Source organism: Bradyrhizobium sp. CCGUVB23 (assembly GCF_024199885.1).
In the GTDB taxonomy this organism is placed as follows: domain Bacteria; phylum Pseudomonadota; class Alphaproteobacteria; order Rhizobiales; family Xanthobacteraceae; genus Bradyrhizobium.
Genome location: NZ_JANADQ010000001.1, coordinates 3981855 through 4007888, shown reverse-complemented (window position 1 = coordinate 4007888; position 26034 = coordinate 3981855). Strand labels below are relative to the sequence as shown.

Genomic DNA, 26034 nt, shown 5'->3' with positions numbered 1-26034 from the left:
TCCCGGTCAGTTTGACGCGGCCGGCTGCCATAGCGCGAGCATTCCGTCCAAACCGATCCGATCGACCGCCTGCGTGACGCCGCTGCGCTCGATCTGATGCGCCAGCGAGCTCAAACCGATGGCTTCGAGCGTGACGGTAGCCGCCGTTTTGAGGAATGGCAGATCGCCGAAGCGAGGCTGGAGCTTGTAGTCGCGGACCGGCAGGTCTTTCTTGACGCCCTTCTGCTCGACGAGCCATGTCACCGCAGTTTTCTCGTCGCCGAGCTGGTCGATCAGCTTCAGCTCGATCGCCTGCCGACCGGTGAAAACGCGGCCATCGGCGACTTTCTCGAGCTGCGAATCATCCATGCCGCGGCGCTCTTTCACCAGTCCCCTGAACCAAGCGTAAGAATCCTTCACCAGCGCATCGAGCGCAGCGCGCGCTTCGGGGCTGGTGGGCTCAAAACCGTTCGGCGCTGCCTTCAGTGGCGAGGATTTGACCTCCTCGACCTTGACGCCGATGGTCTTCAGGAGATCGGTGACGTTCGGAAACTGGAACAGGACGCCGATCGAGCCGACCAGCGAGCTTTGCTGAGCGATGATGTGGTCGGCCGCGATCGCGGTGATGTAGCCGCCGGAAGCGGCAAGCCCCTCGACCACCACGACGAGCGGCTTTTTCGCCTTCAGCCGCGTCAGGGAATCATAGAGCTGCTCGGAGCCCGCGGTGGTGCCGCCTGGCGAATTGATGTGGACAATGACGGCGGCCGCGCGCGAATTCTCCAGCCGCTCGAGCGCCTGCGTGCGCTCGGAATCGCTGCGGATCAGGCCATCGATCTGGACGCGCGCGATCGAGCCGGCGGACGCGAATGTGCCGCGCGCGCCCGGCGTCGCGACCAGCGCCACGCCTGCAATCGCCGCGATCGCGATCAGCGCGGCAGCGACGCGCCAGAACGTCAGCTTGCGGCGGATCCGGCGGCGATCGACGATGATGTCCGAATCGAGCGACATCGAAAAATCTCCAAATGTGGGTTCACGCCTTTTGCAGGCGCAGCGTGACCATCGGCTTATCTGGATACATCAATTGCGACGCAATTTGAAGAAAGCAAGGGTGGTAGCCGCGTAGCCCGGAAGGAGCGCAGCAAAAAAGCCCCGGCGAAACGCCGGGGCTTTGATGCTTGCGAAACAAGCGGTTGGCTTACTTGTTCTCGCCGCGGTTCTTGAGCGCGGTGCCGAGGATGTCGCCGAGCGTCGCCCCCGAATCGGAGGAGCCGTACTGCGCGATGGCTTCCTTCTCCTCGGCGACTTCGAGCGCCTTGATCGACACCTGGACCTTGCGGGCCTTCTTGTCGAACTGGATGACGCGGGCATCGACCTTCTCGCCGACGGCGAAGCGTTCGGCGCGCTGGTCGTTGCGGTCACGGGCAAGCTCGGAGCGCTTGATGAAGGTGGTGAAGTCGGTACCGGCGATCTTCACCTCGATACCGGCTTCCTTCACTTCGAGCACTTCGCAGGTCACGACCGCGCCCTTCTTGACATCGCCCGGCTCGGCGAATGGGTCGCCTTCGAGCTGCTTGATGCCGAGCGAGATGCGCTCCTTCTCGACGTCCACATCGAGCACGACGGCCTTCACCACGTCGCCCTTCTTGTAGTTGTCGATCACCTGCTCGCCCGGAAGCTTCCAGTCGAGGTCGGAGAGGTGGACCATGCCGTCGACGTCGCCCTCGAGACCCAGGAACAGACCGAACTCGGTCTTGTTCTTGACCTCGCCCTCGACCACCGAACCGGTCGGATGCTTCTCGACGAAGACCTCCCAGGGGTTGCGCATGGTCTGCTTGAGGCCGAGCGAGATGCGGCGCTTGACGGAATCGACTTCCAGCACCTGCACTTCGACTTCCTGCGAGGTCGAGACGATCTTGCCGGGGTGCATGTTCTTCTTGGTCCACGACATCTCGGAGACGTGGATCAGGCCTTCGATGCCCGGCTCGAGCTCGACGAACGCGCCGTAGTCGGTGATGTTGGTGACGCGGCCGGTGAAGCGGGCACCCAGCGGGTACTTGGCTTCAATGCCCTGCCACGGATCATCCAGCAGCTGCTTCATGCCCAGCGAGATGCGGTGCGTCTCGTGGTTGATCTTGATGATCTTGACCTTCACGGTCTGGCCGATCGCGAGCACTTCCGTCGGGTGGTTGACGCGGCGCCACGCGATGTCGGTGACGTGCAAGAGGCCGTCGATGCCGCCGAGATCCACGAACGCACCGTAATCGGTGATGTTCTTGACCACGCCGTCGATGACCTGACCCTCTTCGAGGTTCTGCACGAGTTCCTGACGCTGCTCGGCGCGGGTCTCTTCCAGCACCGTGCGGCGGGAGACGACGATGTTGCCGCGGCGGCGATCCATCTTGAGGATCTGGAACGGCTGCGAGTTGTTCATCAGCGGCGCGACGTCGCGAATCGGACGGATGTCCACCTGCGAGCGCGGCAGGAACGCCACGGCGCCGTCGAGGTCGACGGTGAAGCCGCCCTTGACCTGGTTGAAGATGACGCCGTTGACCTTTTCGTTGTTCTGGAACGCCTTCTCGAGCTTGCCCCAGCTCTCTTCGCGGCGCGCCTTGTCGCGCGACAGCACGGCCTCGCCGAGGGCGTTTTCGATGCGATCGAGGAACACTTCCACCTCGTCGCCGACCTTGAGGTCGCTTTCACGGCCGGGGCCGGAAAATTCGCGCAGCGCGACGCGGCCCTCGGTCTTCAGGCCGACGTCGATGACGGCCATGTCCTTTTCAATTGCAACAACCTTGCCCTTGACGACGGAGCTTTCCTGCAGATTGCCGCCTGCAAAGGACTCATCGAGCATCGCGGCGAAATCGTCACGCGAGGGGCTGTAGGTACTAGCGGAAGTCGAAGCCATTTGTTCTCCAGTTGCGGACGTCTTGCCGGCCGTTGGGTTTATGGGCGTATCGTGCGCGCAGTGTCGGAAGGTCCGCAAAACCTTCGAGCGACCGCTCGCTGCATCGGGTCTTCCCCTGAAAGCAGCAAGAGCGGGCCGGCGAGAGCCCGCGCGTTCGATACGTTGAATTGTTTCCGGAGCCTCAAATCGTCGCCGGTCCCAAAACGGGGATCGGAATATCGACCTTCAAGAACGGGAGCGGGCTCTTCCTCCAATGACGACCGCGGCTCAAGTCCGCGGGCGGCCCGCTCGGACGGCCTCGATAATGTCGATGGCGGCCCGGACGCCGCCTTCTATATCCAGTTGGGAGTTATCTAGCAAGTAAGCATCCGCGGCCGGCTTTAAGGGCGCGATGGGCCGGTTCTGGTCGCGTTCGTCGCGCGCAATGATGTCGGCCAGCACAGCGGCTTCGTCGGCCTCCTCGCCCCGCGACCGCGCCTCCATGGTGCGGCGGCGGGCACGGACCTTGGGGTCGGCGACGACGAAGATCTTCACGTCCGCATCGGGGCAGATCACGGTTCCAATATCGCGGCCGTCGAGCACCGCGCCGGGCGGGTCGGCGGCGAATTGCCGCTGGAAATTGACCAGGACTTCGCGAACCCTGGGAATTGCGGAGACCACCGAGGCAGCCTCGCCAATCTGCTGGGTCTTCAGGACGGGATTGCCGAATTTTTCGGGATCAAGTTCCAAAGCCACTGCGACGGCGGCAGCCTCGTCGCGCAGGTCGGCGCCCGCCTGTATCAGCGCATGGGCCACCGCCCGGTAGATCACGCCGGTATCGAGGTGACGATAGCCATAATGATGCGCGAGGCGCTTGCCGAGCGTGCCCTTGCCGGAGGCCGCGGGGCCATCGATGGCAATGATCATGAAAAATCGGCCCCCAGCGAACGCATCATCGGAATGAAATCGGGAAAGCTGGTGGCGATGAAGGCGGTGTCGTCGACCTTCACGGCCCTGTCGGAGGCGCAGCCCATCACCAGCGCCGACATCGCGATCCGGTGATCCATATGCGTGGCGACGAGACCGCCGCCGGGCACATGGCCCCTGCCCTCGACAATCAGATCATCGCCGGAGATCTCGACCTTTACGCCGTTGACGCGCAGCATGTCGGCGGTCGCCGCCAGCCGGTCGGATTCCTTGACGCGCAGCTCGTGCAGGCCGCGCATGATGGTCGTGCCTTCGGCGAAGGACGCCGCAACCGCGAGCACAAGATATTCGTCGATCATCGACGGCGCGCGCTCCGGCGGCACCTCGACGCCGTGCAGTTTCGAGGCGCGCACGCGCAAGCTCGCCATCGGCTCACCGGCATCGCCGCGGACCTCGCTCTCCTCGATCGAGCCGCCCATCTCGCGGAGCGTCGTGAAGAGACCCGTGCGCAGCGGATTGGTCATGACGTCGGACAGCACGACGTCGGAGCCTTCGGCGATCAGCGCGGCAACGACCGGAAAGGCCGCCGAGGAAGGATCGGCGGGTACCACGACATCGGCGCCGTGCAGTTCGCCCTGGCCGACGAGCGTGATGCGGCGGCCATGCTGGCCCTCCGCCACCGACGTGATATCGGCGCCAAAATGCTTGAGCATCAGCTCGGTGTGGTCGCGGCTCGCCTCGCTCTCGATGACGGTCGTCGTTCCCGGCGCAGCCAGCCCCGCCAGCAGCACTGCCGACTTGATCTGGGCGGAGGCCACCGGGGTTTTGTAGGTGATCGGAAGGGGGTCACGCGCGCCTTGCAGGGTCAGCGGCAGCTTGCCGCCTTCGACGACGGCGATGACCTTGGCGCCCATCTTCTCAAGGGGATCAAATATCCGCCGCATGGGACGGGTGCGCAGCGAGGCATCGCCGTCGAAAACCGCCGAAATCGGACAACCGGCAACTGCCCCCATCACCAGCCGGCAGCCGGTCCCGGAGTTCCCGAAATCCAGAGGCGCCTTGGGCTGGGCAAAGCCGGCCACCCCGACCCCGCGCACGCGCCAGGCAAAATCCCCGGTCCGCTCGACCGCGGCGCCGAGGGCCTGCATGGACTTGGCGGTATTGAGGACATCCTCGCCCTCCAGGAGGCCGGTGATCCGGGTCTCGCCGACCGACAGCGCGCCCAGGATGAGCGAGCGGTGGGAGATCGACTTATCCCCGGGTACCCGTACTTTCCCGGTCAGGGCGCCGCTAGCGCGCGACTGGAGCGGCCTCGGTTGGTCGGAATGGGTCAAGATTGTGTCCTTGAATGCCCGCAGGTAGACCTTGAATGCTCCTTGGGCTCGCGCGCGCAGGTACCACATGGTCAGCCCGCCGTCACGGGCATGTCTTTCTTCCGCAATGCGCTATTGACAGCGGGCCGCCAACTAGCCAAGTGAAGCACCGCTTTTCAGACATTCCCAGGATTCCTGCCGTGGCCAAGTCCGAACTCGGAACCAAACGCATTTGCCCGACCACGGGCAAGAAGTTCTACGACCTCAACAAGAATCCGGTGATCTCGCCCTATACTGGCGAGGTGGTGCCGATTGCTCCGGTAGCGCCAGCGCGCCCGACCCGCAGCGCCGAAGCGCGCAGCATGGCCCAGGACACCACGCCGGAACCGGCCGAGACCGAGGAAATGGTATCCCTCGAGGAAGCCGATGCCGAGGAGAACACCGGCAAGGTCAAGGCGGCCGTGCCCGAATCCGAGGACGACATCGAGGTCGACGAGACCCTCGAGGACGACGATGACGATGATTCGACCTTTATCGCCGACGACGAAGAGGGCGATGAGGACGTAACCGACATCATTGGTGATGTCGGAGGCGATGAAGAGACTTGAGATAATTCCAGAACTGTGGTTCTGGGTCTTTCCCGACGCGCTGCCCAAGGCGCGTCGGATGGTTAAGGGGCCATAGCTCAGCTGGGAGAGCGCTTGCATGGCATGCAAGAGGTCGGCGGTTCGATCCCGCCTGGCTCCACCACGCTTCGCCCTTCGGGCTACGCGTGGCGCAGCCGCGCAGAGCCCGAAGGGTGAAGCGTGGTGTCCGGCGAAGCCCAAAGGGCGAAGACGGACGGGTTCAATTCTCTTCTCCCGCCTGCTAAGCTGTTTGGCCTTTCACCCGGCTACGCGTGGCGCAGCCGCGCAGAGCCCGAAGGGTGAAGCGTGGTGTCCGGCGAAAAGCCCAAAGGGCGAAGACGGACTGCCCGACGCTCTATCCCCGCCCCCTCAGACGACTGCCCCGACGTGAGCCATCAATGTGGTACGTCTACATTATCCGCAGCATCGAGTTCCCCGACCAGGAATATATCGGCGCTACGGAAGACTTGAAGCGACGGGTTCCGGAGCACAACACCGGCAAATCCGCTCACACCGCGAAATTCAAGCCGTGGAAGCTGGTCTGGTACTGCGCTTTCCCTGACAAACTGAAAGCATTGGCGTTCGAAAAATATCTGAAGTCGCACTCAGGCCGCGCCTTCTCGAAAAAGCGGCTCTGCTAAGCCCCCTACTCCCCAATCACCGCATTCAGCCGGTCGCGTAGCGCGACGATCTCGTTTTTCATCGCGACCAGTTCGGGCACCGTGCAGTCGGATGCGGCCAGGATCGACTGCGGCACGCTGCGCGCCTTGTCCTTCAATGCCTGTCCCTGCGGCGTCAGCGCGATCAGCACCTGGCGCTCGTCCTCGGTCGAGCGGGTGCGCTTGACGAGCTGCGCGGCTTCGAGGCGCTTGAGCAGCGGCGTGAGCGTGCCGGAGTCCAGAAACAGTCGCTCGCCGATGTCCTTCAGCGGCACGCCGTCGCGCTCCCACAGCACCAGCATCACCAGATATTGCGGATAGGTCAGGCCGAGCCGGTCCAGCAGCGGCTTGTAGACACGGTTGAAGGCGTGCGCGGCGGAATAGACCGCAAAGCAGATCTGGTTATCGAGCCGCAGCGGCTGGTCAGCGGCCAGTTGTTTCCGAGCCATGGGAAAAGCCTCACGAGATTCGCTTCGACATTCTGGGGCGGAGCGGCGGCACATTCAATTGCGAACAATTAAATGTGAGGCCGCGCAATTTATATTGCACACAATCTAATTGTCTGCAATATATGCGGCACCCCAACCGGAAACCAGGGAGACCCAAGATGTCCGTGAATGTCCTCTACAAGACCAGCGCCAAGGCCACCGGCGGCCGCGACGGCCACGCTGCGACCCTCGACGGCGCGCTGGACGTGAAGCTCACCACCCCGAAGGAGCTCGGCGGCGGAGGCGGGGCGGGCAACAATCCCGAGCAGCTGTTTGCGGCCGGCTATGCCGCCTGCTTCATCGGCGCGATGAAGTTCGTGGCCTCCCAGGGCGGGCCGAAGGTTCCCGCCGACACCGCGGTGACCTCGACGGTCGGCATCGGCCCGCGTTCGGAAGGCGGCTTCGGCCTCGAGGTCGAACTGCTGGTTTCGCTGCCCGGCGTTCCCCGCGCGGAGGCCGAGGCGCTGGTCGAGAAGGCCCATCAGGTTTGCCCGTACTCCAACGCGACCCGTGGCAACGTCGACGTCCGCCTGAAGGTTGCCTAAAACCAGAGGCGGGCTGGCTGGCCCGAGATCCCCCTCGCGCCAGCCACTCGCCGCCTTGATATGCCACGCCGCGGGATTGGCCGCGGCGGCGCATGCGGCCCCACCCGGGGAGCCATTGCCGGCTCTCGCGAACCTCGCTAGGCCAGTGATCGAACATCGATCCTCCCTTAAGCGAAGGTTGCCGTCATGACTTCCGAAGCCGCATCCGGCGCAATGAGCGGACTGCGCGTCATTGATCTCACGCGCGTGCTCGGCGGCCCCTATTGCACGCAAATTCTCGCCGACCACGGCGCCGACGTGATCAAGGTCGAGCCGCCCGCAGGCGATGAGGTGCGCGAGTGGGGACCTCCCTTCCATGAGGAGGACGCGGCCTACTTCGTCGGCATCAACCGCAACAAGCGCTCGATCGGCCTCGACCTCGCCTCCGAAGGCGGCCGCGTCGTGCTGCTCAAGATGCTGGAGACGGCCGACGTCCTGATCGAGAATTTCAAGCCCGGCACGCTGGAGAAATGGGGCATCGGCAACGAGGTGCTGCGCGAAAAATTCCCGCGCCTCGTGCATTGCCGGATCTGCGGCTTCGGCGCCGACGGCCCGCGCGGCGGCAATCCCGGCTACGACGCCATCATCCAGGCCATGACCGGCATGATCGCGGCGACGGGCTCGCGAGAGAGCGGGCCGATGCGGATCGGCGTGCCGCTGGTCGACATCACCACCGGACTTTATGCGGCGATCGGCATTTTGATGGCGCTGTCGGAGCGGCAGCGCTCAGGGCTTGGGCAATTCCTCGAGACCACGCTCTACGAGACCGGCCTCGCGATCATGCATCCGCACACCGCGAACTACTTCATGCATGGCAAGCCCCCTGGCCTGACCGGCAACGAGCATCCCAATCTCGTGCCCTACGCGATCTTCCCGACCCGCACGGACGACATCTTCATCGGCGTCGGCAATGACGGCACCTTCCGCAAGCTGGCCAAGGAGATCGGCAAGCCCGAGCTCGGCACCGATCCGCGCTTTGCGCGCAACAAGGACCGCATCGCCAATCGCGAGGCGCTGCGCGCCGAGCTTGCCGCGGTGTTCAGCCAGCATGAGGCCGAGCCGCTGTGCGATCGCCTGCTCGCCGCCGGACTGCCCGCAGGTCCCGTGCAGAAGATCGACCAGGCGTTGAGCAATCCGCACACGATCTACCGCGGCGATATCATCGAGAAGGACTGGTACAAGGGCGTCGCCTCGCCGATCCGGCTCGATCGCAGCAAGCCTAGCCTGCGCCGCGTGCCGCCGAAATTCAGCCAGCACGCCACAGAAGTGCTCGGCGAGTTCGGATATTCCAGCGCCGAGATCGAGGCGATGGTCGAGATGGGCACGGTCTGCGGCCCCGAGCGCAAGCGCTAGGGTTTCATGGAATAGCCTTCAGCGTCGCCGCAAAGGCACTGCGCCCCCTCTCCGGCTTGCGGGAGAGGGTTGGGGAGAGGGTGTCTCCGCAACGGGACAATCCCCATGAGGATAGAACCCTCACCCGGCGCTACGCCATAGCCGAGGCTTTGCTTCGGCGTCTGTTAGAAGAACGGCCGCCGAAGGCGGCCTCGGCCTCTCCCGCAAGCGGGAGAGGTTTTCGAACCCGCGGCCTGATCATTAACTTCACGTCATCCAATGCCGCACTGCGGCGCGCCCCACGACTGCGCGCCGCGAACGGGCTCCCCGTACGCGGACGTCTTCGCCTATTTGACGGCTTCCCTTTTCCGGCGCTTGCCGCTTTCGTTTCGGCCGCTTACACAGTCACGTGAACGTCATATGGCGCTGCTAGCGCATGCGCACTTTGATGACGGCCCAAGGGAGGTTTTCTTAATGGCTCTTCGACAATTCGCTGCGGCTGCCGCCATTGCCGCCACGTTCGGCCTTGCCGCCTCGACGGCGCAGGCCGCGACGGAAATCCAGTGGTGGCACGCGATGACCGGCGCGAACAACGACGTCATCGTCAAGCTCGCCAACGACTTCAATGCGTCGCAGAGCGACTACAAGGTGATTCCGACCTACAAGGGCAACTACGCCGACACGATGAACGCCGGCATTGCGGCGTTCCGCGCCGGCAACGCGCCGCACATCATGCAGGTGTTCGAAGTCGGCACCGCGACCATGATGGCCGCGACCGGCGCCGTCAAACCGGTCTACAAGCTGATGGCCGAGACCGGCGAGAAGTTCGACCCCAAGGCCTACCTGCCCGCGATCACCGGCTACTATTCGACCTCGAAGGGCGAGATGCTGTCCTTCCCCTTCAATTCGTCGTCCACGGTCATGTGGATCAATCTCGACGCGCTCAAGAAGGCCAACATCGCAGAGCCGCCGAAGACCTGGCCTGAAGTCTTCGAGGACGCCAAGAAGCTGAAGGCCGCCGGCTATTCCACCTGCGGCTTCTCCGGCTCGTGGGTGACCTGGGTCAATCTCGAGCAGCTCTCCGCCTGGCACAACGTGCCGCTCTCGTCCAAGGCCAATGGTCTCGATGGCTTCGACACGGTTCTCGAGTTCAACGGTCCGCTCCAGGTCAAGCATCTCGAAAACCTGGTCGAGCTGCAGAAGGACAAGACCTACGACTATGCTGGCCGCACCAACACCGGCGAAGGCCGCTTCACCTCCGGCGAATGCCCGATCTACCTGACCTCTTCGGCCTTCTTCGGCAACGTCAAGGCACAGGCCAAGTTCAACTTCACCGCGGTGCCGATGCCTTACTATCCCGACGTCAAGGGCGCGCCGCAGAACTCGATCATCGGCGGCGCATCGCTGTGGATCATGGGCGGCAAATCGGCCGACGAGTACAAGGGCGTCGCGAAATTCCTGACCTTCCTCTCCGATACCGATCGTCAGGTCTACATCCACAAGGCGTCCGGCTATCTGCCGATCACCAAGGCGGCCTATGAGAAGGCGAAGGCAGAGGGCTTCTACAAGGATCAGCCGTATCTCGAAACGCCGCTGATCGAGCTGACCAACAAGGAGCCGACCGAGAATTCGCGCGGCCTGCGGCTCGGCAACATGGTCCAGCTCCGCGACGTCTGGTCGGAAGAGATCGAGCAGGCGCTCGCCGGCAAGAAGACCGCCAAGCAGGCGCTCGATACCGCCGTCGAACGCGGCAACACGATGCTCCGGCAGTTCGAAAAGACCGCCGTGAAATAAGGCGATGAGCGGCAGGCCGATCTCGCGGCCTGCCGCTCACCTCACATCATGCAAAAGCAAGCCATTTTCCAATCAAGGCTATTGCCGTTCGCGCTGGTTGCACCGCAGCTCGCGATCGTCCTGATCTTTTTCTACTGGCCTGCCCTGCAGGCCGTCATCCAGTCCTTCCTGCTCCAGGACGCCTTCGGACTCTCGACCAGCTTCGTCTGGTTCGACAACTACGTGGAATTGTTTGGGGAGCCCGCTTATTTCGAGGCGATCGTCCGGACCTTCTTCTTCTCGTTCGCGATCGCCGTCTCGTCGCTGTCCCTGGCGCTGCTGCTCGCCGTGATGGCGGACAGGCCGATGCGCGGCGGCACGCTCTATCGCACGCTGCTGATCTGGCCCTATGCGGTCGCTCCGCCCGTCGTCGGCGTGCTCTGGATCTTCATGCTGCACCCCTCGCTCGGTGTGCTCTCGCGCTATTTGCGCGACATGGGTGTCGACTGGAATCCGCTGCTCAATGGCAATCAGGCGGCAACGCTGGTCATCCTCGCCGCCGCCTGGAAGCAGGTCTCCTACAATTTCCTGTTCTTCCTCGCCGGCCTCCAGGCCATCCCGAGGAGCGTGATGGAAGCGGCCGCGATCGACGGCGCCCGCCCGATGCGGCGGTTCTGGACCGTGACCTTCCCGCTGCTGTCGCCGACCATCTTCTTCCTCCTGGTCATCAACATCGTCTACGCTTTCTTCGACACCTTCGGCATCATCGATACGATGACACGTGGCGGTCCTGGAACATCGACGGTAACGCTGGTCTACAAGGTCTATACCGAGGGGCTCCTGGGCGGAAATCTCGGCAGCTCCGCGGCACAGTCGGTGATCCTGATGGTGCTCGTCATCGTGCTGACGGCAATCCAGTTCCGCTTCGTCGAACGCAAGGTGACCTACTGATGGTCGAGCAAGAGGGCATCCGCCGCTACGTCGCCCATATCATCCTGTGGATCGGGATCGCGATCGTCGCCTTCCCCGTCTACATCGCGATCGTCGCCTCCACCCAGGACAACGCGCTGATCGCCAACGGACAGATGTCGCTGCTGCCGGGCGGGCACTTCCTCGAGGTCTACTACCAGACCATCTTCGTCGGCACGAGCGGAACGACCCGCGAGCCCGTCGGCAACATGATGCTCAACTCGCTGATCATGGCGATGCTGATCGCGGTCGGCAAGATCGCGATCTCGATCATCTCGGCCTATGCGATCGTCTATTTCCGCTTTCCGTTCCGGATGGCGATCTTCTGGATCGTCTTCATCACCTTGATGCTGCCGGTCGAGGTGCGCATCTATCCGACCTACAAGATCGTCGCCGACCTGCACATGCTCGACAGCTTTGCCGGCCTGTCGCTGCCGCTGATCGCGTCGGCCACCGCGACGCTCCTCTTCCGCCAATTCTTCATGACGGTGCCGGACGAGCTATTGGAAGCCTCGCGGATCGACGGCGCGGGACCTCTGCGCTTCTTCTGGGATACGCTGCTGCCGCTGTCGCGCACCAACATGGCGGCGCTGTTCGTGATCCTCTTCATCCTCGGCTGGAATCAGTATCTCTGGCCGCTGTTGATCACGACCCGCGACGACATGCAGACCATCCAGGTCGGCATCCGCAAGATGATGACCACGAACGACGCGCTGACCGAATGGCCGATCGTGATGGCGACCGCCGTGCTCGCGATGCTGCCGCCGGTGTTCGTCGTCGTCGCGATGCAGAAACTGTTCGTGCGCGGACTGGTCGAGACGGAGAAGTAGAGACTATGGCCAACGTCACCCTGCGCAATGTCCGCAAGACCTATCCGGGCGGCTTCGAGGCCATCAAGGGCGTCGACGTCGATGTCGGCGACGGTCAGTTCTGCGTGCTGGTCGGTCCCTCCGGCTGCGGCAAGTCGACGCTGCTCCGCATGGTCGCGGGGCTCGAGACCATCTCCGGCGGCGAGATCGACATCGGCGGCCGCGTCGTCAACCAGGTCGAGCCCGCCGAACGCGACATCGCGATGGTGTTCCAGAACTACGCGCTCTATCCGCATATGAGCGTCTACAACAACATGGCCTACGGCTTGCGCAATCGCGGCATGGCGGAAGCCGAGATCAAGACCCGCGTTGAGGAAGCCGCGCGCGTGCTCGAGCTCGCACCGATGCTCGAGCGCAAGCCGCGCCAGCTCTCCGGCGGCCAGCGCCAGCGCGTCGCCATGGGCCGCGCCATCGTGCGCCAGCCAAAGGTGTTCCTGTTCGACGAGCCCCTGTCCAATCTCGATGCCAAGCTGCGCATCGCGATGCGGGTCGAGATCCGCAAGTTGCAGCGCCGGCTGAACACCACGTCGATCTACGTCACCCACGACCAGCTCGAGGCGATGACGCTGGCCGACATCCTCGTCGTGATGAATGGCGGCCAGGTCGAGCAGATCGGCAATCCGCTCGCGATCTACGAGAAGCCGGCCACCACCTTCGTCGCCTCCTTCATCGGCGCGCCGCCGATGAATCTGATGTCGACGCGGCCGGACGAGGTCAAGACGCAGCTCGGCAGCAATGGCCGCGCGGCGGAGGCCGGCATCCTCGGCATCCGCCCGGAGGACTTCGTCATCACCGACCAGACGCCGGCCGGCGGCGTCGCGCTTGCCCTCACCGTGGAAGCCATCGAACGGGTCGGCGCCGAAACCTTCGTCTACGGCTCACGCCGGCAGGACGAGAAGCAGGTCTCCGCGACGCCCGGCGAGCTGCCGCCCGGCGAGGTCATCGTCCGGATCCCCGGAGCCGAGGCACCCGCGATCGGTCAGAAGATCCGCATCGCCGCGGTGCGCGAGAAGCTGCATCTGTTCAGCGCCGACGGCCGCAAGCGGATCGAGGCCTGAGGCTTTCCGTCACGAGCCATTAAAAATATCGAAAACAACCCCATGCAAAGTAGCCAGCGTGGGACTTGGTCATTTCCGGGGCTCGCGTCAGCGAGAACCCGAAATCGCGCCACAACCCCTAGATTCCGGATTCGGCGCTTTGCGCCGCCCGGAGTGACGAACTCACAGCCCCCCGCTAGGTGCTTGAACCGGCACGGGGATATGCCCATATTGGGTCACAAGGGGTGCCATTCAGGGCCCTGAAACGTCAAAGTCGCTTTCCGCGAGGACTTTGTAAACTATGTCTCGTGTTCCCACGTTATCCAGTCCGTTCCTTCTGGGCTTCGACGAGATCGAGCGTGTGCTCGATCGGGTCGTCAAAGGCGCCGACGGTTATCCTCCGTACAATATCGAGAGGTGCGATCGGTCGGACGGCCAGCCCGAGCGCTTGCGCATCACGCTGGCGGTCGCCGGATTCACCCGCGACCAACTCGATGTAACCATTGAGGAAAACCAGCTCGTGATCCGCGGGCGTCAGCAGGACGACAAGACCCGGCAATACATCCATCGCGGCATCGCCGCGCGCCACTTCCAGCGCACCTTCGTGCTGGCGGAGGGGATGCTGGTGCTGGGTGCGGATCTGAAGAACGGGCTGTTGTCGATCGATCTTGCCCGGCCGGAACCGGAAAGGATCGTTAAGACAATCGCTATCAATGAGCACGAATAATGGAACGAGTAGCGGACTCGACCGCTTAGTTTCGAGAGAGGAGTCGAGACCATGAGTAACGGTCATGTTGCGTTCGAATACGAAGCCAACAACGTCTCACCGGAGACGCTGGCAACCCTCGGCGAGGGCCACATCGCCTACGTGAAGCAGATCCGCTCGGAGGACGTACCCGACCTGTTTCCCGAGGCGCCCAAGATTGCGCCAGGCCTCAAGCTCTTCGCGCTCCACGCCGCCGACGGCACGCCGATCATGCTGACCGACAGCCGCGAAGCCGCGATCGCCAATGCCTGGAGCAACGAGTTGCAGGCGGTGAGCGTGCACTGAGCCGCGCGCTTCGCATCGATAGAATTTCAAGCGGGCATGCCTTCACACGAAGGCATGCCCGTTTTGCTTTGAGCTGCAGATCGCTTGCAGTCTCCTCGTCATTGCGAGCGTAGCGAAGCAATCCAGGCTGCTTCCGCGGAGGCAATCTGGATTGCTTCGTCGCTTCGCTCCTCGCAATGACGGCGCTTGTGGAGACGCCACGTCTCAAGGTGAGAACACCGGGCGGATCAGCAGCCCGATCGGCTTGCCGAATTACGCCGCGCTCGCCGGCGGCAGCGCGAGCACGGAGTAGATCGCCTGCGCATCGCGCGAGGCGCGCAGCTTCTTGGCGATGTCCTGGTCACGCAACAGGCGGGCGATACGCGCCAGCGCCTTCAGATGATCGGCGCCCGCGCCTTCAGGTGCGAGCAGCAGGAAGACGAGATCGACCGGCTGGCCGTCCATCGCCTCGAAATCGATCGGGCGATCGAGCCGCGCGAACAGGCCAAAAATCTTTTCCAGCTTGGGCAGCTTGCCGTGGGGAATCGCGACGCCATAACCGACCGCGGTGGTGCCGAGCTTTTCCCGCTGCAACAGCACCTCGAAGACAGAGCGTTCGTTCTGCCCCGTGAGCTCGGCGGCCTTGGCAGCGAGTTCCTGCAAGGCCTGCTTCTTGCTGTTGACTTTCAATGCCGGGAGAATCGCCTCGGGTGCGACCAGATCGGTAATCGGCATGGAGCTTTCCGAGGTGAATTAAGCCGTCAGGTTCCGAATTGGCCAAGTTGGTAGACCAGATTTGGCCGGCGTCAAGAAGGTGAAGCAGGAGGCGGACTTAGCCCCGGCCCTGATGTGGGGCGCTTCTACTCCAACGCAATCCCGGTGCCAACTCCCGCAAGCGCCTTTTACCGTGCTCATCCTTAAAGACAGGAGTCATACGGGGAAGGTCCCAGAACCTTCGATGGCAGGCTGGGCTAACTCCCGGAATTGGACCCAGGAGGGTCGATCCAGCCGACATTGCCATCCGCCCGGCGGTAAATGATGTTCACCCGGCCGCTCGAGCCATGCTGAAATACCAGGCAATGGGCGCCGCTGAGGTCGAGTTCCATGACCGCTTCGCTGACCGAGAGCTGCCTCAAGGAGGTGGTCGATTCCGCGATGATGACAGGGCTGTAGCCGGTGACTTCGTCCTCGCCCTCGCCCGGGGCCTCCAGGACGTAAGCCGTGGCGTCCAGCGCGGCCAGCGCCGCGGAGGCAGCGGCGGTCTTGCGGGCCGACCGGTCCTTCAGCCTGCTCTTGTAGCGCTTGAGCCGCTTCTCGATCATCAGCAGCGCCTGGTCGGCGCTGGCATAGGCATCCGACGCGTTCGAATCGGCTTCCAGCGTGATCCCCGAATCGAGGTGCAGCGCGCAATCGGTGCGGAAGCCGAACCCGTCCTTGCTCAGCGTAATGTGGCCGGAATAATTGCCGTCAAAATATTTGCGCAAGACCTCGTCTGTGCGCTCGGTGACGCGGCCGCGGAGGGCTTCGCCGACGCTGATGCTTTTGCCCGAAATCCGGAGAGTCATATGATGCCTCGCCTGGTTGGTGCCAAAGCGCGATGACATCGCGCGTTAGGCTGTTGTTTGAGCATGATCTTTTCGGAAAACCGCTTCGCACTTTGCCGGATCATGCTCGAGCCTGGGCCGATCTCAAGGGAGCTTGAGAGTAGCGCGATTTGAGGCGCGCGCAATCAGGCCGGCTCGGTGTTGCGGGAGCGATCGGACAGTGCGGTAGAGAGGACGTTCCCAAGAGCGCTCTGCTTGTCGCGACGGCGTTGTACCGAAGAGGGAATGCGCATGGCTTCGCGGTACTTCGCAACCGTGCGCCGGGCGATATCAATGCCGGACGCACGCAACCGTTCCACGATCGTGTCGTCCGACAGGATTGCGGACGGCTCCTCCGAATCGATCAGCTGCTTGATGTGGTGGCGGACGGCTTCGGCGGAATGCGCCTCGCCGCCATCGGCCGACGCGATCGACGCTGTGAAGAAATACTTCAGTTCAAAGGTGCCGCGATTTGTCGCCATGTATTTGTTGGCGGTGACGCGCGACACCGTGGATTCATGCATCTGGATGGCGTCAGCAACCGCTTTCAGGTTGAGCGGCCTCAAGTGCGCGACACCATGGGTGAAGAAGCCGTCCTGCTGGCGCACGATCTCGGTTGCGACCTTCAGGATGGTGCGGGCGCGCTGATCGAGCGCGCGCACCAGCCAGGTCGCGTTCTGCAAGGCATCGGTGAAATAGGACTTGTCGCCATCCTTGCCGATTTTCTTCGACAGCTCGGAGTAATAGGTCTGGTTCACGAGCACGCGCGGCAGAGTGTCGCTGTTGAGCTCGACATGCCAGCCGCCGTCGGGACCCGGACGGACATAGACGTCCGGCACCATGGTCTGGAGGCGCGAGGAGCCGAACTTCATGCCGGGCTTGGGATCGAGGCGGCGGATCTCACCGATCATGTCGGCGATATCCTCGTCGTCGACGCCGCAGACCTTGCGCAAGGAAGCGATGTCGCGCTTGGCCAGGAGATCGAGATTCTCGACCAGCGCCTGCATCGCCGGGTCGTAACGATCGAGCTCCCGAAGCTGGATCGCCAGGCATTCGCTCAAATTGCGCGCGCAGACGCCGGGCGGATCGAATTTTTGCAGCACCGCAAGAACGTCCGCGACATCCTGCTGCGATGCACCAAGCCGCTCGGCGGCCTGGCCGAGATCCGGCGGCAGATAGCCGGCCTCATCGACGAGGTCGATGAGATACTGCCCGATCATGCGCTGCGCCGGCGCGGTGAACGCGACCGAGAGCTGCTCGGCGAGGTGGTCGGACAGCGTCGTCTCTGCCGCGACAAAAGCTTCGAGATTGTAGTCCTCGTCACCGGAGGCGCCGCCGCCCCATTCGGTATAGACGCTCGGCGCCGCATCCTGCGCATTGCGCGCCGCGGCTTCCGCCGGCTCTTCCGAGAAGACGTTGTCCAGCCCGGTATCCAGCGTCTGCTCGATCTCGGCGCGGGTGCCGAGATCCTTGCTCAGCCACTCTTCCTGACCCGGCTCGAAGGCTTCGCCTGAACCGCCGCCCGGCTCGTCGCCATGGCTGCCGCCGGAATCGTCGCTATCGCTGAATTGGGCCGTTTCCGTCGGGGCATCGCCCGGGGGCTGCTCGTCGCTCGCCCGCTCGAGCAGCGGATTGCGCTCGAGTTCCTCCTCCACGAAGGTCGTAAGATCGAGATTGGACAGTTGCAGCAGCTTGATCGCCTGCATCAACTGCGGCGTCATCACCAGCGACTGCGACTGCCTGAACTCTAATCTCTGCGTCAGCGCCATGAAGCAAGAACCGTTCCCAAAAATTTGGTCCGATTTTTGCTTATCCTAGTCTGAGCCCGATGTACACGTCTTGACGAAAGCGAAAAACGGGCTAGAGGCGGAACTCCTCGCCAAGGTAAAGACGGCGGACGTCCGGGTCGTTGACGATCTCATCCGGGCTACCCTCGGTCAAGATTTCACCGGCATAGACGATATAGGCGCGATCGGTGAGGCCGAGCGTCTCGCGCACGTTATGGTCGGTGATCAAGACGCCGATGCCGCGGTTGGTGAGGTGGCGCACCAGGTCCTGGATGTCGCCGACCGCGATCGGATCGATGCCGGCGAAGGGCTCGTCGAGCAGCATGTAGTTGGGACGGGTCGCGAGCGCACGCGCGATCTCGACGCGGCGGCGCTCGCCGCCGGACAGCGCAATCGACGGCGATTTTCGCAAGCGCGTGATGTTGAACTCGTCGAGCAGCGAGTCGAGCTGCTGCTCGCGCTTCTTGCGCGAGGGTTCCACTACTTCGAGCACGGCGCGGATGTTCTGCTCGACGGTGAGGCCGCGGAAGATCGAGGCCTCCTGCGGCAGGTAGCCGATGCCGAGCCGCGCGCGCTGATACATCGGCAGCTTCGTCACGTCATGGCCGTCGAGTTCGATCGCGCCGCGATCGGCCTTGATCAGCCCGGTGATCATGTAGAACACGGTGGTCTTGCCGGCGCCGTTCGGCCCGAGCAGGCCGACGGCCTCGCCGCGGCGCACATAGATGCTGACGCCGCGCACCACCTGGCGGCTGCCAAAGCTCTTTTCCACGCTATGCACAGCCAGGAGGCCGGGCCGGCGCAAGAGCTGCGGACCGCCCGAACCGTTGGTCTTGGTGGCGGTCTGGGCCGGCCTGGCGGCGGGTTGGGGACGAGGCCGCGGCGGTTCCTGCGCCGGTATCGGCTGCTCGCGCGCGATCGGCGGCGCGTCCCGCACCGGGCTGGTCAGAAGGCTGCCGACGCTGTCACCGAGCGCGGTGATGTCGTCGCGCAGGCGCGCAAATCCTGGCCGGCCACGTTTGGCGGGGCGCCGACGGAACATGCTGAATAAATCGACCATCCCCGCTGTCTCAAGCCTTTCACGGTGATCCCGCGATCTGCCGCCCCGGCGCGATTCGCCGGCACAGCATGAGTGAAAGGATGCCTCCTGCCCAGAGAAACACCCTCGATCCCTTATCGGCGGATCCCGCTGCCGAGCCCGCTGGGGTAGATACAGTCTTGTCGGGCGGGCTTCAACCTCGCTCCGACAGCACCGTACACAAGTTGTTGAATTTACTTCTGTTTAGCTGCGCCCGGCAGCGCCAAAGGCGGGCCGGCGCCGGGCTTGGAGGAGCCGCAATCGCCGCCGCCGCCTTGCGGGAGCAGGGCCTGGACCTTGCCGCTGTCGGATTCCACACGCGACACCCCGGTGGTCATGTCGACCATCAGGCGGTCGCCGCGCAGCACGTTCTTGCACTGGGTCAGGACCACGCCGCCGAGCATGGTGATGAGATTGGTCTTGGTGTCGAACACCGCGGTCTCGCCGGTCACCACTTGGTCCTTCTGGGTCACCACGACATTGCCGCGCGCTTCCAGCCGCTTGATCGAGGAGCTGCCGTTCGGCCCTGGCGTTGCCGATTGCATCGGTGCCGCCGCCTTGGCGTTTTTCGCCGCCGGCTGCGGTGCCGCGGGCTTGTCGCCGCCGGATTCGTAGAACACGACCAGCGTCTTCGACGTCATGGTGGTGTCGCCCTGCACGACCTTCACGTTGCCGGCGAAGGTCGCTTCCTTCTTCTTGTCGCGCATTTCGAGCGAGGCGGCCTCGATCTGGATCGGCTGATCGCGGTTCTGCGAAAACCCCTGCATGGCGTTGGGCACGCCCTGCATGGTGCTCTGCGCATGCACTGCTGCGACAAGTGCCGCACCAAGCGTGAGCGCGCCGGCGCTGAACGCAACGCTCTTCGAAAAACCGTTGCGCAAAAGGTGCTTCGTCATGGAGATCATCTCGAGGTCGCAGACTTGTTTTGGAGCGAGCGCGTTTTCGCGGGTGGTCGCGCGGGCTCGGCAGGTGCTGGTGGCGCGGCCGCCGGCTCGTCATTGCCTAGCTTGTCCAGATACATCACGACGTGGCCTTCGAAGCGGATCACCTCGCCGCCCTCCATGATCTTCAGGCGGTCGGAGGTCAGGGTGCCGTTGGTCAGCTTGACGTCGACATGCTCATCCGAGGTGACCGTGTTGTTGGCCATGTCGACGAAGGCCTGGCTGAGACGGGCCTCATAGCCCGACGACGTCCGCAGGAAGATATCCTTGCGCAGATCGAGCTGCTGCTGCTTGTTGTCGAAGGTTCCGTTGAGGGCATCGAGGAACACGGTCGATTGATCCTGCATCAGGAGCTTGGCCCTGAGCTTGTGCAAATCGACATGATCGGCATCCCTGATGTCCTGGGTCGCGGTCTTGGCCCAGAGCTCATAGGGCCGCTGGTCGGGCGTGTAGCCCGACAGGTGCGGCGTTTCCATCGTGATCTTGGTGCCGGAGACCACCAGGTTTCCGGGATCGAAAGCCACTTCCTTGGTGGTCCGGAACTTGTTGAAGGCCGAGACGAAGATGATCATGGCCATCGCCATGACGACGGTCACCGGCACGGCGATGCGCAGAATGTGGACCAGCCGGCTGTGGCGCGCCGCTGCCGCGAAGCGCGCCTCCAAGGCATCATAGGCTGGGGTCTGGACCGAACTCACTGCTGCTCCGGGGCGCCCGTTGACGCCCGATTGTACCCGGCGCCGCCGGAATATGCAGCCCGCGACAGGCCGTTACGACTGTGTCCGAAACGGGGCGGCCGGGGCGCCCCGAGGCACCCTCCCGGCCGGCAGGATCTCCTTAAGAGTGCGCAAAAATGTCCTCGGCCTCCCAGCCCTGCAAATCGAGCTTCGCCCGCGTCGGCAGGAAGTCGAAACAGGCCTGGGCCAGCGCGGTGCGGCCCTCCCGCACCAGCATGGCATCCAGCCGTTCGCGCAAGCTGTGCAGGTGCAGCACGTCGGAGGCGGCGTAGGCGAGCTGCGGCTCGCTGAGGCTGTCTGCGCCCCAATCGCTCGATTGCTGCTGCTTGGAGAGATCGACATTGAGCACCTCGCGGACGAGGTCCTTGAGGCCGTGGCGATCGGTGTAGGTGCGGGTCAGGCGCGAGGCGATCTTGGTGCAGTAGAGCGGCGTCGTCATCACACCGAAGGCCTCATACAGCACGGCGATGTCGAACCGCGCGAAATGGAAGATCTTCGTGATCGAGGGATTGGCGAGCAGCGCCTTCAGGTTCGGCGCGTCAGTATGCCCTTTGGGGATCTGAACCACGTCGGCGCTGCCGTCGCCCGGCGAGAGTTGCACGACGCAGAGCCGGTCGCGATGCGGGTTCAGGCCCATGGTCTCGGTGTCGATCGCGACCGACCCGGTGTAGCGGGACAGGTCCGGCAGATCGCCGCGATGCAGGCGTACGGTCATGGCGTTTCAAACCTCAGTCGAATCGATGCAGCCTTGCAGGCTAATGGGCGGAACGGGAACTGGCGAGGGTCGGGCGCGCGAGCGAAATCCGAAAAGTCTGGGCTAGCCCTTCGTCCCCGCTTCGGCGGTGTATCCGCTGGCAGATATCCGCGCAAGCCGACCTCAGGGACGCTGATACTTGCCAAAATCAGCCAGGAAGACCCAGAAGCACAGCAGCGCTGCGAAAAGCTGAAGGAAGCCGCCTTCGATGGCGCCGCCGGAGATCGAGACCAGGGTCGGAATGAGGATTGCGACGGTCAGAACGGCCACTATCGCCGTGGCCGGAAGATCGACGATGAGAACGGCGGCATAGATCGCCAATTCAAAGAAGGCATATTCCTTGAGCCGCGGCGAACAGAGATAGAGTGCATACATCGCCAGAACCGTGATGCGCGCGGCGTCGCGGGGATGATCGATCAGCCATCGATCCAACCTGTTCGCAAGCCATCCGGTCTCGGGCGAGACCCGACCGGCGATGGCGCGCGATACGGACAAGGCGAATGGCGCCAGCACGAGCGCGATCGCCGCAAGCCCATAGAGGGCGAACACGAGCGCTTCGCTGCCCGCCAGATCCCAACGTTTTGCCAGGCCCTGGACGAGAATGAAGAGCGAGGGATTCATCCTGTCCTGGGCGACGCCAAGCTGCCCGGGAATTTGACCGGAGATGGCGCGGAGCCAGCTTGGGAAGAGGTCGGCGTAAAACACCATCGAGATCAGGATCGGCAAAACGAACATGCCGACTGCGACGGCGATCAGGATGAGTTTGCGAAAGCGCGGCTGCGGCAGGAAGTAGAGTGAAGCAAGGACGGGACAGAAGACCAGCTTGAATGATGTCACCAGGCCGAGCACGGAGGCACCGGTCAAGCGCAGCATGAAGCTCGTGTTGTCTTCCTCTTCAAGCGGACTGAGCAAGAGCGCCAGCGCAACCGCCGTCAGCAAGCCGGTCAGAATCGAAAAATTCCCGGACGCCAGTGTCCATTCGAAGCCGACGAACGCTCCGAGGGCACAAAGCACTCTGAGACATGTATCGCGCAGGCCCGCACGGGGCGCGCCAAGACTGGGCAACAGCAGTCCGCAGAGAATGCCGAGGACGAGATAGACGGCGCTGTGATGATCAACGAGCAGTCCCGTGGAGCACAGGGGCCGGAAGACATCCAATGTCACCGGCAGATAGGGGTATGCGAACGTGGTGTTCTTCAAATTGCCGATGAAGTAGGGGTCAAGCCCCGCAACATAGGCATCGACCCCCGCGCAGTTCACGTGAAGGTCCCACCCGAGTTGCCCGCTCGAGTTGCCGTCGACGACGAAGCTTGCAAGGACCGGGATGGCGAGGAGCGCAGCAAAAAGCATCAACCAGGCGTTCGGCAGTTGGCCGATGCCGCCAGCGGGATACGACAAGGCGAGCCCAGCTTTCCCGACCGGCGTCTCCATCACGTTCGGCCGCTTTACGTTGCCGTTGGCCATGTGGAGCGCCCCGGCGCCTTCAGAGCCCTGCGGCCTGGCGTTTCGCGGCGGACACGCAGAGATGGGCGGTGCGGAACAGCACGCTGCTGCTGTCCTGCGACGACACCGCGTCGCACTTCTCGACGACATAGCCGATGCCCTCGCGCGCGGCATAGGCGAGCTTTGATGCGTGATCTCCGAGTCCGGCCGTCTCGGTCATGCGCTGGTGCCAGACCGCGTAGTAGGACGGCGTCCACATCGCCGCCGCACCGCGCTTGTAGTCGACCCAGACCCGGCGGTGCGAGACGAATTCGAAGTTGCCCTGCCGCGACAGGGCAATGTCCGCTATCGACGGCGTCGGTTTTGCGTCAAGGTCGGGTCTCGGCGGCACGATGAAAGTCGCGCTTGTCGGCGTCGACATGCGCGCCCAATTGCCTACATCCGCCCATTCCTGCGCCCCCTCGGAATAGGCCCGATCGAACACGAAATAGTTCCAGGCGCCCAGCGGAAACAGCACGCATCCGGCCATGGCCAGCAACGCGTACCCGACCCTGCGACGATAGGCAGGCACGGTTTCCGTCGCTTCGCGAATATGCCGGGCTGCCAGGATGATTGGAATGGCAATCAGGAATGCGACATCGCCCAGATAGAGCGCCAGCACGATCGCGCAGCCGGGCAGGAATAGGGCAGAACTGTCACGACGCAACCAGCACGTGGCGAGCGCGGCAATGGCGAGGCCCGCCAACAGATGAATGATCGTACCCGAGCGAAGCAGCTGAATGTTGAGGAGGAAAGGTGACGTGCTCAGGGATGGCAGGACGACGCCGAGCAGATAGAGGAGGATCGCCCCGAGATAGGCGACCTGCAGCTCCCGGCCCGTCGGCCCGAACCAGTAAAGCGCGATTGCACCGAGGGCCGCGATCTCCGCTATCTGGAGGATGCCGGACATCGAGATCGAATCGATCAGGGAGTGGCCGGCAAAATATTCGCGGAGATAGGCGGCATAGTCCACGCCAAGCGACTTGCCTAGCTCGGGATTGGACAGGATCGCGTGCAGCACCGGAAACATGATCGGCGCGGAGATCACGAGGCCGATCGCGGTCCGCGAACAGACCGCAGCGATGGTCGTCTCCTTCTTGATCAGAAGGTAGATGCCGATGAACGCCAGCAGCGGCGCGAGCCAGATCGCCATGAACGCATTGACGAAGAACGTAACGCCGAGGGCGACGGTCGCCGCCGTGAAGCGCCCCCGGGCCGCGAAATAGACGCCTAAGAGAATGGTGCCGTTCGCGATTTCCGAGTGCGTGAAATAGTTGATGAACAGGCCGCCGGTACCGGCAGGGCTATAGCCCAAAAGCAGCGGTATCGAGCAGACGAGCAAGGTGAACACAATCCTGTCGCGCCGATCGGTGATGCCGAGGAGCGACGCGCAGCACAGGAAGCCGAGGACAGAGAACAGCCTCGACAGAAAATTCAGGACGAAGAAAACCAGCTCGGTGTGGTCAAAATATTTCTGGCTGTCGCTCAAGACGATCCAGACGCCGGATGCAAAGTAGCGCATCGACTGGATGAACGCGTCGTCCTGATACTGCGGCTCATTGAAGAGGCCGGCAACGATCGGAAGGTGGAAGATGTTGTTGTCGACACCGAAGACGAATCCACTCGTCAGGATCGACAATAGCGAGCCGGCCAGCGCAATCGTCAGCGTCTCGATGAGGGGAGCGGAAACGCTCGCGGCGCCCTCCCGGTCGATTGGCATATTCAGACTTGTTTCGGTCATCAGATCGCTGCCAGCATGATGCAGATCATCGCCATCACCGTGATCCGGCTGGCGTTGTCTCTGAAGGTGTAGAGGATCGGGTCGTCCGGCATCTCGCGGCGATGCGCCATCATCAGCGCGCGGCCGAACCAGTAGAGCAAAAGCGGATTGAGCAGCCACAGCATCCAGGGCCGGCTGTAGAGCGTCATCACCGCCGAGGACGAGACGTAGAGCGAGAACACGATCACCGCATTCATGCCGCTCGCCGCGGCCATTGCCGCGATGACCTGGAGATCGCCGATCCTGTAGTCGCGGTTGGCGGGATCGGAAAGGCCGGCACCCTGCCGCAATGTCAGCTCGCTGAAGCGCTTGATCAGCGCCAGCGAGGTGAACACGAACAGCGAGAACATCAACAGCCATTCGGACAGCACCACGCCGATACCGGCAGCGCCACCGACGATGCGCAGCGTATAGAGGCCGGCGAGCGTGACGACGTCGAGCAGCATCTTGCGCTTCAGCAGAAGCGAATAGGCGATCGTGGTCGCGAGATAGGCGGCAAGCACGGCGGTGAAGACGCCGGAGATGCAGAGGCTGGCGGCGAACGCGCCAAGCCACAGCACGGGAATCGCGAGCAGCGCGGATGCGATCGGCAGATCACCGGCCGCAAGTGCGCGATGGCGCTTGGTCGGATGCTGGCGGTCGGCGGCGAGATCCAACAGATCGTTCATCAGATAGGCGCCGGACGCGCAGGCCGAGAACGCCAGGAAGGCCAGGAGCGCCGCGCCGAGCGCCGACAGGCTCATCTGATGCGCCGTCACCAGGGGAACGAAGACCAGCGTATTCTTGGCGTATTGATAGACGCGGAGCGCGTTCACCCAAACCTTCAGGCCGACCGAAGTCTTCAGGCCGGCCTTGCGATCGGCACCCGGGGCATCACGATGGCCGACATAGTCGAAGTCGTCGAGATCAGCGGTCGCGACCACGCCGTCGAAACCGAGATGCGCGGCGATGCCCTCGGCATGGTGGCGCAGCCGGGAGGCGGTCACATAGACCTTGCGGCCCTGCGCGCGCGCTGCGAGCGCCAGGTTCAGGACGTCCTGCTCATAGGGAAGGCTGGCATAGTCGAGCCTGGCGCCCTCGACGAGGTGCAGGAGCTTGTCCTTGCGCCAGCTCCCGGCGGCGCGCAGGCGGCCGAGCATGTGTCCGGGCTCGCAAAGCAGCGCCTCCAGCAACAGATCCGAGCGCAGCAGCGCGCCTTCGAGCTCAAGGACCAGCGCACGCGGAGCGGCCGTCGGGACCGGCTGCGGCTCCAGTTCAAGGAGATCGTGCTGCCATTGGGGCTGCTCCATTCGAATACGCGCTCTTAACTGGCTGGCATGACCGGCCAGCGGCCGGGGAGCAGGGAAATGGACGGCCAAAACCGTAATTTCCAAACGCTAAGGACGGCTTAATCGGACTGGAGAAGGTGGGGCGGGATTTCGG

Annotated in this window: 25 protein-coding genes and 1 tRNA gene; 11 read left to right on the top strand and 15 right to left on the bottom strand. The window is 63.5% G+C overall.

Going from position 1 to position 26034, the window contains the following annotated elements; genetic code table 11:
* Nucleotides 1-6: 6 nt before the first annotated feature.
* The 4 genes from sppA to aroA all read right to left on the bottom strand — a co-directional run bounded on the left by sppA (nucleotide 7) and on the right by aroA (nucleotide 5124).
* On the bottom strand, nucleotides 7-987 hold the full coding sequence (gene sppA, locus NLN62_RS18330; RefSeq protein WP_027528286.1) for a signal peptide peptidase SppA: 981 nt from the start codon (nucleotides 985-987) through the stop codon (nucleotides 7-9).
* A gap of 187 nt (nucleotides 988-1174) precedes the next feature.
* Complete coding sequence (gene rpsA / locus NLN62_RS18325) at nucleotides 1175-2884, bottom strand: 30S ribosomal protein S1 (protein ID WP_254109749.1); 1710 nt, start codon at nucleotides 2882-2884, stop codon at nucleotides 1175-1177.
* Between the two features lie 267 nt (nucleotides 2885-3151).
* Nucleotides 3152-3790 carry a (d)CMP kinase gene (cmk, locus tag NLN62_RS18320; RefSeq protein WP_027528284.1) on the bottom strand — a complete coding sequence of 213 codons (639 nt, stop codon included), beginning with the start codon at nucleotides 3788-3790 and terminating at the stop codon, nucleotides 3152-3154.
* A complete protein-coding gene (aroA, locus tag NLN62_RS18315; protein ID WP_027528283.1) occupies nucleotides 3787-5124 on the bottom strand; it encodes a 3-phosphoshikimate 1-carboxyvinyltransferase in 1338 nt (445 codons plus the stop codon). The genes cmk and aroA overlap by 4 nt, the downstream gene beginning before the upstream one ends.
* Before the next feature lie 179 nt (nucleotides 5125-5303).
* Here aroA and NLN62_RS18310 point away from each other — a divergent pair, with 179 nt between their 5' ends.
* From NLN62_RS18310 to NLN62_RS18300, 3 genes are all read left to right on the top strand, one after another.
* Nucleotides 5304-5711 (top strand): TIGR02300 family protein, encoded by a 408-nt coding sequence (locus NLN62_RS18310; RefSeq protein WP_027528282.1) that lies wholly within the window; start codon nucleotides 5304-5306, stop codon nucleotides 5709-5711.
* Nucleotides 5712-5777: 66 nt separating this feature from the next.
* Nucleotides 5778-5853: transfer RNA gene (locus NLN62_RS18305), tRNA-Ala, on the top strand.
* 274 nt (nucleotides 5854-6127) lie between these two features.
* Nucleotides 6128-6370: a GIY-YIG nuclease family protein gene (locus tag NLN62_RS18300; RefSeq protein WP_027528281.1), complete on the top strand. Its 243-nt coding sequence runs from the start codon at nucleotides 6128-6130 to the stop codon at nucleotides 6368-6370.
* A gap of 5 nt (nucleotides 6371-6375) precedes the next feature.
* Here the strand turns inward: NLN62_RS18300 and NLN62_RS18295 are convergent, their stop codons facing one another.
* Nucleotides 6376-6837, bottom strand: a complete 462-nt coding sequence (locus NLN62_RS18295; RefSeq protein ID WP_027528280.1) for a MarR family winged helix-turn-helix transcriptional regulator — start codon at nucleotides 6835-6837, stop codon at nucleotides 6376-6378.
* Between the two features lie 158 nt (nucleotides 6838-6995).
* On the opposite strand from NLN62_RS18295, the gene NLN62_RS18290 reads away from it, so the two are divergent.
* From NLN62_RS18290 to NLN62_RS18255, 8 genes are all read left to right on the top strand, one after another.
* Nucleotides 6996-7421: an organic hydroperoxide resistance protein gene (locus NLN62_RS18290; protein WP_027528279.1), complete on the top strand. Its 426-nt coding sequence runs from the start codon at nucleotides 6996-6998 to the stop codon at nucleotides 7419-7421.
* Between the two features lie 186 nt (nucleotides 7422-7607).
* Nucleotides 7608-8813 (top strand): CaiB/BaiF CoA-transferase family protein, encoded by a 1206-nt coding sequence (locus tag NLN62_RS18285; RefSeq protein WP_254109748.1) that lies wholly within the window; start codon nucleotides 7608-7610, stop codon nucleotides 8811-8813.
* 453 nt (nucleotides 8814-9266) lie between these two features.
* Entirely contained in the window at nucleotides 9267-10586 is a 1320-nt protein-coding gene (gene ugpB / locus NLN62_RS18280; protein WP_254109747.1) for a sn-glycerol-3-phosphate ABC transporter substrate-binding protein UgpB, read from the top strand.
* Nucleotides 10587-10634: 48 nt separating this feature from the next.
* Nucleotides 10635-11516: a sn-glycerol-3-phosphate ABC transporter permease UgpA gene (gene ugpA, locus NLN62_RS18275; protein ID WP_027528276.1), complete on the top strand. Its 882-nt coding sequence runs from the start codon at nucleotides 10635-10637 to the stop codon at nucleotides 11514-11516.
* Nucleotides 11516-12364 (top strand): sn-glycerol-3-phosphate ABC transporter permease UgpE, encoded by an 849-nt coding sequence (gene ugpE, locus NLN62_RS18270; RefSeq protein ID WP_254109746.1) that lies wholly within the window; start codon nucleotides 11516-11518, stop codon nucleotides 12362-12364. The genes ugpA and ugpE overlap by 1 nt, the downstream gene beginning before the upstream one ends.
* Before the next feature lie 5 nt (nucleotides 12365-12369).
* Nucleotides 12370-13461: a sn-glycerol-3-phosphate import ATP-binding protein UgpC gene (locus tag NLN62_RS18265; RefSeq protein WP_254109745.1), complete on the top strand. Its 1092-nt coding sequence runs from the start codon at nucleotides 12370-12372 to the stop codon at nucleotides 13459-13461.
* A 280-nt stretch (nucleotides 13462-13741) separates the two neighbouring features.
* The gene (locus NLN62_RS18260) at nucleotides 13742-14167 is read left to right on the top strand and encodes an Hsp20 family protein (RefSeq protein ID WP_011083554.1); all 426 of its coding nucleotides are present in this window, start codon (nucleotides 13742-13744) and stop codon (nucleotides 14165-14167) included.
* A 51-nt stretch (nucleotides 14168-14218) separates the two neighbouring features.
* Nucleotides 14219-14491, top strand: coding sequence for a DUF1150 domain-containing protein (locus tag NLN62_RS18255; RefSeq protein ID WP_027528273.1), 273 nt, complete (start codon nucleotides 14219-14221; stop codon nucleotides 14489-14491).
* A 252-nt stretch (nucleotides 14492-14743) separates the two neighbouring features.
* On the opposite strand, the gene ptsN is transcribed toward NLN62_RS18255, so the two are convergent.
* From ptsN to NLN62_RS18205, 10 genes are all read right to left on the bottom strand, one after another.
* Nucleotides 14744-15205 carry a PTS IIA-like nitrogen regulatory protein PtsN gene (gene ptsN / locus NLN62_RS18250; protein WP_027528272.1) on the bottom strand — a complete coding sequence of 154 codons (462 nt, stop codon included), beginning with the start codon at nucleotides 15203-15205 and terminating at the stop codon, nucleotides 14744-14746.
* 236 nt (nucleotides 15206-15441) lie between these two features.
* A complete protein-coding gene (gene hpf / locus NLN62_RS18245; protein WP_027528271.1) occupies nucleotides 15442-16035 on the bottom strand; it encodes a ribosome hibernation-promoting factor, HPF/YfiA family in 594 nt (197 codons plus the stop codon).
* A 164-nt stretch (nucleotides 16036-16199) separates the two neighbouring features.
* Entirely contained in the window at nucleotides 16200-17822 is a 1623-nt protein-coding gene (gene rpoN / locus NLN62_RS18240) for an RNA polymerase factor sigma-54 (protein WP_027528270.1), read from the bottom strand.
* Between the two features lie 91 nt (nucleotides 17823-17913).
* Nucleotides 17914-18900 (bottom strand): LPS export ABC transporter ATP-binding protein, encoded by a 987-nt coding sequence (gene lptB / locus NLN62_RS18235; RefSeq protein ID WP_027528269.1) that lies wholly within the window; start codon nucleotides 18898-18900, stop codon nucleotides 17914-17916.
* Between the two features lie 212 nt (nucleotides 18901-19112).
* A complete protein-coding gene (locus NLN62_RS18230; RefSeq protein ID WP_027528268.1) occupies nucleotides 19113-19823 on the bottom strand; it encodes an LptA/OstA family protein in 711 nt (236 codons plus the stop codon).
* Nucleotides 19820-20557, bottom strand: a complete 738-nt coding sequence (lptC, locus tag NLN62_RS18225) for an LPS export ABC transporter periplasmic protein LptC (RefSeq protein ID WP_027528267.1) — start codon at nucleotides 20555-20557, stop codon at nucleotides 19820-19822. Before lptC ends, NLN62_RS18230 begins: the two co-directional genes overlap by 4 nt.
* A gap of 139 nt (nucleotides 20558-20696) precedes the next feature.
* Nucleotides 20697-21311, bottom strand: coding sequence for a ribonuclease D (locus NLN62_RS18220; protein WP_027528266.1), 615 nt, complete (start codon nucleotides 21309-21311; stop codon nucleotides 20697-20699).
* Nucleotides 21312-21473: 162 nt separating this feature from the next.
* Complete coding sequence (locus tag NLN62_RS18215; RefSeq protein WP_027528265.1) at nucleotides 21474-22814, bottom strand: hypothetical protein; 1341 nt, start codon at nucleotides 22812-22814, stop codon at nucleotides 21474-21476.
* 19 nt (nucleotides 22815-22833) lie between these two features.
* A complete protein-coding gene (locus tag NLN62_RS18210) occupies nucleotides 22834-24573 on the bottom strand; it encodes a DUF6798 domain-containing protein (protein WP_254109744.1) in 1740 nt (579 codons plus the stop codon).
* Nucleotides 24573-25901 carry a UbiA family prenyltransferase gene (locus NLN62_RS18205; protein ID WP_027528264.1) on the bottom strand — a complete coding sequence of 443 codons (1329 nt, stop codon included), beginning with the start codon at nucleotides 25899-25901 and terminating at the stop codon, nucleotides 24573-24575. Before NLN62_RS18205 ends, NLN62_RS18210 begins: the two co-directional genes overlap by 1 nt.
* Nucleotides 25902-26034: the final 133 nt, after the last annotated feature.

Coding starts and splice junctions, on each gene's coding strand:
- sppA (WP_027528286.1), bottom strand. CDS start 987: ATGTCGCTCGATTCGGACATCATCGTCGATCGCCGCCGGATCCGCCGC.
- rpsA (WP_254109749.1), bottom strand. CDS start 2,884: ATGGCTTCGACTTCCGCTAGTACCTACAGCCCCTCGCGTGACGATTTC.
- cmk (WP_027528284.1), bottom strand. CDS start 3,790: ATGATCATTGCCATCGATGGCCCCGCGGCCTCCGGCAAGGGCACGCTC.
- NLN62_RS18300 (WP_027528281.1), top strand. CDS start 6,128: ATGTGGTACGTCTACATTATCCGCAGCATCGAGTTCCCCGACCAGGAA.
- NLN62_RS18295 (WP_027528280.1), bottom strand. CDS start 6,837: ATGGCTCGGAAACAACTGGCCGCTGACCAGCCGCTGCGGCTCGATAAC.
- NLN62_RS18290 (WP_027528279.1), top strand. CDS start 6,996: ATGTCCGTGAATGTCCTCTACAAGACCAGCGCCAAGGCCACCGGCGGC.
- NLN62_RS18285 (WP_254109748.1), top strand. CDS start 7,608: ATGACTTCCGAAGCCGCATCCGGCGCAATGAGCGGACTGCGCGTCATT.
- ugpB (WP_254109747.1), top strand. CDS start 9,267: ATGGCTCTTCGACAATTCGCTGCGGCTGCCGCCATTGCCGCCACGTTC.
- ugpA (WP_027528276.1), top strand. CDS start 10,635: ATGCAAAAGCAAGCCATTTTCCAATCAAGGCTATTGCCGTTCGCGCTG.
- ugpE (WP_254109746.1), top strand. CDS start 11,516: ATGGTCGAGCAAGAGGGCATCCGCCGCTACGTCGCCCATATCATCCTG.
- NLN62_RS18265 (WP_254109745.1), top strand. CDS start 12,370: ATGGCCAACGTCACCCTGCGCAATGTCCGCAAGACCTATCCGGGCGGC.
- NLN62_RS18260 (WP_011083554.1), top strand. CDS start 13,742: ATGTCTCGTGTTCCCACGTTATCCAGTCCGTTCCTTCTGGGCTTCGAC.
- NLN62_RS18255 (WP_027528273.1), top strand. CDS start 14,219: ATGAGTAACGGTCATGTTGCGTTCGAATACGAAGCCAACAACGTCTCA.
- ptsN (WP_027528272.1), bottom strand. CDS start 15,205: ATGCCGATTACCGATCTGGTCGCACCCGAGGCGATTCTCCCGGCATTG.
- hpf (WP_027528271.1), bottom strand. CDS start 16,035: ATGACTCTCCGGATTTCGGGCAAAAGCATCAGCGTCGGCGAAGCCCTC.
- rpoN (WP_027528270.1), bottom strand. CDS start 17,822: ATGGCGCTGACGCAGAGATTAGAGTTCAGGCAGTCGCAGTCGCTGGTG.
- lptB (WP_027528269.1), bottom strand. CDS start 18,900: ATGGTCGATTTATTCAGCATGTTCCGTCGGCGCCCCGCCAAACGTGGC.
- NLN62_RS18230 (WP_027528268.1), bottom strand. CDS start 19,823: ATGATCTCCATGACGAAGCACCTTTTGCGCAACGGTTTTTCGAAGAGC.
- NLN62_RS18220 (WP_027528266.1), bottom strand. CDS start 21,311: ATGACCGTACGCCTGCATCGCGGCGATCTGCCGGACCTGTCCCGCTAC.
- NLN62_RS18215 (WP_027528265.1), bottom strand. CDS start 22,814: ATGGCCAACGGCAACGTAAAGCGGCCGAACGTGATGGAGACGCCGGTC.
- NLN62_RS18210 (WP_254109744.1), bottom strand. CDS start 24,573: ATGACCGAAACAAGTCTGAATATGCCAATCGACCGGGAGGGCGCCGCG.
- NLN62_RS18205 (WP_027528264.1), bottom strand. CDS start 25,901: ATGGAGCAGCCCCAATGGCAGCACGATCTCCTTGAACTGGAGCCGCAG.